We start from the raw sequence: 7,753 nt of genomic DNA, 5'->3' as shown, positions 1-7,753 counted from the left end.
GCAGCTAAGATGCTGCTTAAGACTTTTTACAGGATCTCAGCAAGTGTTCCAGTTTGGCCAAGATCCCTGGCCGAAGGAGGATTATGAGCTTGAACGGGCTGGTCACAACTGCATGGCTGATTCCCCTCTACGCCTTGGTGGGGTGGGCGGGAGCGCTGATCTGGTCCCCAGGAATCACCCGGCGCACGGGACCACGTCCGGCAGGTTATCTGAATGCGCTCTTGACGTTGATGGCCTTCCTGCACAGCGTGGGGGCGCTGGTGGCAATTTGGGATCAGCCGGCGCAGGTCATTCGGTTGCCCTGGCTACAGGTGGGGGATCTGATGTTAGAGCTGCCGCTGCAGGTGTCATCGGTAACTCTGGGGGCCTGCGCTGTGGTGACGGGGCTGAACCTGGTGGCCCAGATCTACGGCTTTGGCTACATGGAAATGGACTGGGGCTGGGCGCGGTTTTTCTCCCTGCTGGGCCTGTTTGAGGGGGGAATGTGTGCCTTGGCTTTGTGCGACTCCCTCTTTTTCAGCTACGTGATCCTGGAGATTTTGACCCTGGGCACTTACCTGTTGGTGGGCTTTTGGTTCAACCAATCGCTGGTGGTGACGGGAGCGCGGGATGCTTTTTTAACCAAGCGCATCGGCGACCTGTTGCTCTTGATGGGGGTAATCGCCATCTATCCCCTGACCGGCTCCTGGGAGTTTGAGGATTTGGCGGCTTGGGCTGAGGCGGTGCAGGCGGGGTCTGCCACTGTGGATCCGACCTTGATTGCGCTGGTGGGGCTGGGGTTGCTGGCTGGCCCGGTGGGCAAGTGTGCCCAGTTCCCATTGCACCTGTGGCTAGATGAGGCGATGGAAGGGCCGATCCCGGCCTCGATTTTGCGGAACGCAGTGGTGGTGGGCACGGGGGCCTGGGTGTTGATTCGCCTGCAACCCCTCTATGAGCTTTCCCCAACGGTGCTGAAGGTGATGCTGACTATCGGCAGCTTGACGGCGGTGGGGGGATCCCTGGTGGCTTTGGCCCAGATCGACGCCAAGCGAGCTTTGTCTTATCTGGTGAGTGCCTACATGGGCTTGATTTTTGTGGCGGTGGGCACCGGTCATCCCCAGCAAGCCTATGGGTTGCTGCTGACCTATGCTCCGGCCATGGCTCTGTTGGTGATGGCTCCGGGCACGGTGATCTGGAACAGCATTACCCAGGATTTGCGCTACCTGGGCGGGCTGTGGTCGCGGCGTCCTATCTCAGGTCTGTGCTTCTTGACCGGAATGGCCGGAATCATCGCTTTGCCGCCTTTCGGTTCCTTTTGGGTGCTGACGGATCTGTGGCAGCAGTTGGTGCAATCGGGGCAGGGGTTGTGGGCGGCAGTCGTGCTGGTCACCAATGCTGTAACGGCCCTAGGGCTGACACGGGTGTTTGGCCTGATCTGGGGGGGCAAGCCGCAGCAGATGAGCGAGCGTTCGCCGGAGGTGCATTGGCCGATGATGCTGCCCATGACGGTCACGATGGGGGTGGCGCTGCACATGCCCATGATCCTAGCGGCACTAGGTCTGATTCCCGCTCTGGAAGGGATCCCTGTTGGGGTAATGACGGGATCCAGCTTGACAGGCATTGCCTTGGGAGCCTGGCTGTATCTGCGTCCGCAGCGGCAGCCGGTGGACTGGGCCTTCTTGGCCGACTGGCAGGATTTGTTGGCCAACGACTTCTACACCCCCAAGCTCTACCGGGCCAGTGTGGTGTTTGCGGTACGCATCATCTCTGAGGTTACAGCCTTGTTCGACCGCTATGTGGTAGACGGCTTGGTAAATTTGACCAGCTTGGCGGTATTGGCGGGTGGACAGGTTTTGAAATACACCACCTCTGGCCAGTTGCAAGCCTACGTGCTGACGATTGTGGTGGGGGTGGCCCTGCTGGGCTGGCTGATTCTCTAGGCTTGGGCAAGGTAGCGGGACGGAGTCCTTAGATAAAGAGGGAAAAGACCATGCTGAGTGCCTTGATTGTGTTGCCGATCTTGGGATCCCTGCTCCTGTTCTTAGGCTTGGGGGGGCGAAAGCTGGCGGTGGCCTTGGCCGGGATCCTGCTGGGGATCTCGCTGCTGCTGTTTGCCAACTTTGACCTGCAAGCGGAAGGGCTGCAGTGGGTGCAGCGGTGGGATTGGATCCCGGCAATTGGGCTGAGCTACTCCCTGGGCCTGGACGGGTTTTCCCTGCTGATGGTGGCTTTGAATGGGCTGCTCACGCTGATTGCGGTGCTGACGGCTGAGCCAGAGGTGAAGCGGCCCAACCTCTTATACGGCTGCATTTTGTTCATGAGCGGGTCGGTCAACGGGGCTTTTGTTGCCCAGAACCTGCTTTTGTTCTTCTTGTTTTACGAGCTGGTGCTGATCCCGATCTACCTGCTCATCTCCATTTGGGGCAGCCCCAAGCGGGATTATGCTGCCATCAAGTTTTTGATTTACACCGCCGTTTCCGCCATCTTTCTGTTGGGGGCCTTTTTGGCCATCTACTGGCTGGGGGATCCCCATAGCTTTGAGCTGCTGGAGATCCGCATCACCTCTCTCAGCCCTGTTGCCCAGACCTTGACGCTGTTGGCCTTGATCGTGGCTTTCGGCATTAAGATGCCGCTGATCCCCTTCCACACCTGGTTGCCTGATGCATACGGGGAGTCGTCGCCGCCAGTGGCCATCCTCCTGGGAGGGATCCTCTCCAAGTTAGGCACGTACGGTCTGTTTCGCTTTGGGCTGCAGTTGTTTCCCCAAGCTTGGGCCGACCTGGGCGGGATCCTAGCCTGGTGGGGAGCCATTGCCGTGTTGTCCGGGGCTTTGGCAGCCATCGCCCAAAAAGACATCAAGCGCATGGTGGCCTACAGCTCCATCGGCCACATGGGCTACATCTTGCTGGGCATGGCGGCAGCCACCCCCATTAGCCTGACCGGGGCGATGGTGCAGATGGTCTCCCATGGTCTCATCTTGGCGCTGCTGTTTGATCTGGTGGGCTTGGTGGAGCGCAAAGTGGGAACGCGGGATCTGAACGTACTCAACGGCCTGCTCAACCCCTTGCGAGGCTTGCCCACAGTGAGCGCCCTGCTCATCTTGGGGGGGATGGCCAGCGCCGGGATCCCTGGCCTGGTGGGCTTTGTGGCGGAGTTTTTGATCTTCCAGGGCAGCTATCAGGATTTTCCTTTGCCGACTTTGATCAGCATCTGTGGCACCGGTTTGACGGCGGTGTACTTTGTGATTTTGCTGAACCGCACCTGCTTTGGCAGGTTGGACAACCGCACCGCCTACTACCCGCGCGTGCATGGCTGGGAGCGGATCCCAGGGCTGATTTTGACGGCCTTGATCGTTTGGTTTGGGATCCAGCCCATGAACCTGGTGAAATGGCCGCAACCGTTGGCCTTTACCCTATCCACCCAGGTGGCTCAGGCCCAAACGCTTATCTTGGCATCAGCCGGTGACCTTGCCCCCATCACCCTCTCTGGAGCCGATCCAGGCAATCGGGAAACTTCCAGGAATTGAGATCCCAGGGAATGACCTCAAGGAGCCAGAACTTTTGAAGAGTTGGAGACTTCTTCTATGACGACAACCCTCACAGCCCGCAAGCTGCCCCCTTCTACCCATCCTTTTGCGGATATAGTCCACCGCCTGGAGGCAGGGGGATCCATGCTGCCAGATACGCCGGAAAACCTGATGCAAATTATCGGCCTCTACAAAGCCTATGCCGTGCCAATGGATTTCTACTGGCGGGATCTGCTCTACATTGCCGAGCAGGTGTTTGTGGATCCCTTGCCTTTTTTCAAGTTCATCATTCCTGAAGAGTATCTGAAGCTGGCCAACCACTACGCGGGGGATAACGCGGATTTGCGCATTTGGCGAGGCCAGGCTACGGCCCATCCCGAGCTGCTGGAGTTTATGGAAAAGGGGGAGCTGAAGCGCAAGCTGCCCAGGATTTTGCATCACCTCTGGCATGACCGCATCAACATGGAATTTGCCGAAGAATGTATGCGGGCCATGCTCTGGCACCGGGATATGGGGGGCTTGCTGGATCCCTACATGGATTCCGAAGAATACAAGCAAAATGCCGACCGCGCCATCCGCGCCTATTGCCAGGGCAACCCCTTGTTGATGGGGCTATACAAGCTCTTCCCCGATATGTTTTTGGAGCTGTGCCGCCAGGCCACCATGTACTCGGTGTTGGGCCTGTTTTGGGAGGTGATGGCTCCGGTCTTTTTTGAGATCAGCGATCTCTACGACGAAGGCAAAATCACCAGCGTGCCGGAGGCGATGAACTTTTTGGTCAACGGGATCTTCGCCATTGCCGGACGACCCATCTACCATCGCGTGCGCATTCGGGGAGAATGGTACGATATTGTGCCCAAATCCAAAGGATTCACCTGGCTATATGAGGCTGCCTTCCCCTATGTAGAGGCCGTGTTTTATCGCACCTCTCCTTTCCGCGGCACTAAGTCCTACAACGCCCAGGCCAACGAAGTTCCCACCAACCAGTTGGACTTCCACTACGGGATCCTCTACGCCGATAAGTTTCCGGTGGGCACCGCCGGGATCCCGCCCACGCTCCTGCACCAGGATATGTACCACTTTTTGCCCCAGTATTTGGTGGAGTATTATCGCAAGCATTGCCGCGGCGAAGAGGACATGCTGATTCAATTGGGGGTTAGCTTCCAGCGCTCCATGTACAACGTCACCTCAGCCGTGATTCAGGCGGGAAGGGCCGCTTTCTTGTATCCCCTTGATGACCCAAATCCACGGCACTTGATGATGAACCGCCGTTATTTTGAGGGACAACTCAATCGCTTCACTCGACCGGAATACGGGATCCGGGAAGCAGCCCGCCTCGCCTACATTCAGGATCAGAATTATCGCTAGCCCGTGGCAACTTTAATGATCCCAAAGCCTTTCGAGCAGCAATCCAGTTAGCAACAACTTCACAGCAAAAGGATCCCGGCCATGCCCGATATTGTCGATATTGCCGTCTCTGCTGAGGGCTTTTCCACCTTGGTAACTGCCGTTAAAGCGGCAAACCTGGTAGACACTCTCAAAAGCCCTGGCCCCTTTACCGTTTTTGCCCCCACCGATGGGGCTTTTGCCAAGCTGCCTCCTGGCACCATCACCACCCTGGTGCAAAATATCCCCCAACTGACTCGCATCCTGTGTTACCACGTGGTGCCCGGCCGCTTGAAAAAGGCAGATTTGGCCAAGTACCAAAGTGTGGGCTCGGTAGAGGGATCCCCCATCGACTTGTTGATCGAAGGGGACGTTTTCGAGGTCAATAACGCCACCGTTATCCAAGCCGACATCGAAGCCGATAACGGCATCATCCACGTCATTGACACCGTCATTCTGATGCGGCCCCACTGGTTCTGGCCGATTATGAACTCCGCCTTGGCTGCCTCGGCCAGAGGATAGACAGATCTATCCTGAACCGAGCTTGGGGAAAGTGCCTGGGTGAACCCTCTCCCCCTCTCCGCAACTTTATAGGTACGGTCAGAGATTTCTGCTCCGCGTGCAGTCTACACCATCCCCCGCCCCCCACAGGGTGGGGATTTTTGTCTCTCGGTAGCAGTGATGTCGCCGTCTTTTAAACCCAGAGATGAATCCGAAGCTTGGCCTGATACGTACCTTATTTAGCCTGTTCTCTGACCGAGGAGCTTTTTTCCATGTTGTTGATCGGTTTTGCCCTTCGGCCTCGTTCAATTTTCGAGGCTTTTTGCGGCTTTTGCCTGGTTGCTGTCTTGTTTCTCAGCGGTTAAGGAAGCTTTACAAATCTCACAACCTCACTTCTACCCATTGCTAACTTTGGCCCTGGACATATTCACATTGCTCAGCCGCAGCCAGGACAATCTTTCGCCCAGGCCACAGGGCCGGTGGTCTTTGTCTTGAACATGTTGCCGAATCCAGGCAATCAGTCGGGGAATTTCCGACTGGAAGCCAACCTCACCCCTGAGCAAGTCTCCAGCTTTTTGGCCGGAGCTTACTACATCAACATTCACACGCAGGCCAACCCGCCGGGCGAGTTGCGAGCCCAGGTAGTTTTCCCTCGCTAAGGTTTGATCCAGTACCCCATCTAGGATCCCCGCAGGTGAGGGGATCCCTAATTTTTGCGGACGGATTGGCTGTTCTGTGAACTCCCCCACGGTCAGTCGTGCCGGCAGGACAGAGTTTCTGTGTAGCTCCTGGCCAGCAGCTTTCGGTAGTCCTGGAGCCGGCCTGCCAGTCCCCTTTACAGAGCGAGCTGTAGGCTTCACCTCTGGGCTAGCTGTGGAGCGCCAAGGGAATAACTACACAGGTTGTTGCCCACCTACAATGGCCCGACAGCGAATGTAGGGGCCGCCCGCATCCACCTTGGCCGGTTGACCCTTGCCACAATGGCCGGATCCCAAATCCCACAGGAAGTCCCGCGAGACGGCATCCACCGATTGCAGCACCTCAAAAGCATTGCCGGTGATGGTGACACCGCGCAGCAACTCCGCCAGCTTGCCATCGCGAATGCGGTAGGCCCGCTCTACCCCAAACATAAACTCGCCCGTGGAGTCCGCCTGCCCGTTCCTGGCCCCATCCAGGAAGTAGCCATCGGGAGTGCTGGCGATGATTTCCTCTAGCGTTTGGGATCCGGGTTCAATGAAGGTGTTGCGCATGCGGATCAAAGGCTCATCGGCATATTCCCAGGCGCGGGCATTGCCGGTGGGCTCTACGCCAAAGTGGGCAGCAGTTTCGCGGTTGTGGAGATAGCTGACCAGAATGCCGTTTTGGATGATGGTGGTGCTTTGGGTAGGAACGCCCTCGTCGTCCACAGGAAGGGTTCCCCCTGCCCCCGGCATAAACTCTGAATGGCCGGAGTCTTTGAGGGTAACCCAGTCGCTGGCCACCCGCTGCCCCAGCTTGCCGGCAGCCACAGAACCCGCCAGAACAAAATCCGCCTCGACCGTGTGGCCAATGGCCTCGTGCACCAACAGCCCCACGATGGAAGGCGACAGAATAACCGTGGCCCATCCCCCTTCTGCGTAGCCTGCGGACAATAAATCAACCGCGGTAGCAGCCGCCTTTTCCGCCATCTGCAAGGGATGCGAGCGGAACAGGCAATCCCATCCCCCTGTTACCCCAATGGCCTCGGAGCCACTGCTGAGCTGGCCGGCAGCTTCAGCCACCGCCTGAACTCGCAGCTCGGGGCGCACCAGACGAAAGGCCACATCCGCCCCATCGGTGGTGACAATGGCTTTTTCCTCGTAGATCTCGTTGTAGGTGCAACTGGCGGAGCTAATTTGGCGAGAGGCCTGCCGGGCCTGCGCCTCGGTTTCCAAAGCCAACTGGATCTTCGCCTCCAGCGGTTTGTTCAACACCTCCTCCACACCGGGCTCGCAGAACTCCCCTTGGGCCAGCCGCACACTGGGCAGGGATCCCAGCTTTTGTTTGCGGTAGTCGGCGCTGGCTTGGGCGGCACGGCGAGCCTCAGCGATGGCCTCCCGAATAGCAGCCGGCGAGGGATCCCCGGTGGCAGCAAAGCCCCAAGTGCCGGCCTCCAACACCCGCACCCCCACTCCGGAACGGCGACGAACCGCGGTGCGCTCAAGGCGGCCCTTCTCGGCAGTGATGCTGCGGAACACCTTGCTGTGGTAGCGCAGTTCCACAAAGCCAGAGCAGTCCCGAAGGATGTCGCGCAGAAGGTCTCGCATAGCAACAGGGAGATGGGTGTAGTCCTCAGTCCAGCATAGCCCGATCCTGGAAAGTCGATGAGCTGCCACGCCGAGT

General features: G+C 58.1%; 6 protein-coding genes. 5 read left to right on the top strand and 1 reads right to left on the bottom strand.

Annotated features, from left to right (window positions below):
• The first annotated feature begins 83 nt into the window (after nt 1-83).
• The 5 genes from NW829_RS10025 to NW829_RS10005 all read left to right on the top strand — a co-directional run bounded on the left by NW829_RS10025 (nt 84) and on the right by NW829_RS10005 (nt 6,051).
• On the top strand, nt 84-1,919 hold the full coding sequence (locus NW829_RS10025) for an NAD(P)H-quinone oxidoreductase subunit F (RefSeq protein ID WP_414342178.1): 1,836 nt from the start codon (nt 84-86) through the stop codon (nt 1,917-1,919).
• Between the two features lie 50 nt (nt 1,920-1,969).
• Nucleotides 1,970-3,505, top strand: coding sequence for an NADH-quinone oxidoreductase subunit M (locus NW829_RS10020; RefSeq protein ID WP_414416997.1), 1,536 nt, complete (start codon nt 1,970-1,972; stop codon nt 3,503-3,505).
• A gap of 57 nt (nt 3,506-3,562) precedes the next feature.
• Nucleotides 3,563-4,873, top strand: a complete 1,311-nt coding sequence (locus NW829_RS10015) for a CO2 hydration protein (RefSeq protein ID WP_414416996.1) — start codon at nt 3,563-3,565, stop codon at nt 4,871-4,873.
• Nucleotides 4,874-4,954: 81 nt separating this feature from the next.
• Nucleotides 4,955-5,413: a fasciclin domain-containing protein gene (locus tag NW829_RS10010; protein ID WP_011434417.1), complete on the top strand. Its 459-nt coding sequence runs from the start codon at nt 4,955-4,957 to the stop codon at nt 5,411-5,413.
• A 380-nt stretch (nt 5,414-5,793) separates the two neighbouring features.
• A complete protein-coding gene (locus NW829_RS10005) occupies nt 5,794-6,051 on the top strand; it encodes a CHRD domain-containing protein (RefSeq protein WP_414374720.1) in 258 nt (85 codons plus the stop codon).
• A 234-nt stretch (nt 6,052-6,285) separates the two neighbouring features.
• On the opposite strand, the gene NW829_RS10000 is transcribed toward NW829_RS10005, so the two are convergent.
• Nucleotides 6,286-7,753 (bottom strand): TldD/PmbA family protein (locus NW829_RS10000; protein ID WP_414416995.1); only part of this gene is annotated, 1,468 nt, incomplete at its 5' end.

This window comes from Synechococcus sp. R55.8 (genome assembly GCF_047461895.1).
Lineage (GTDB): Bacteria > Cyanobacteriota > Cyanobacteriia > Thermostichales > Thermostichaceae > Thermostichus.
This window is presented reverse-complemented; position numbering and strand designations above follow the sequence as displayed.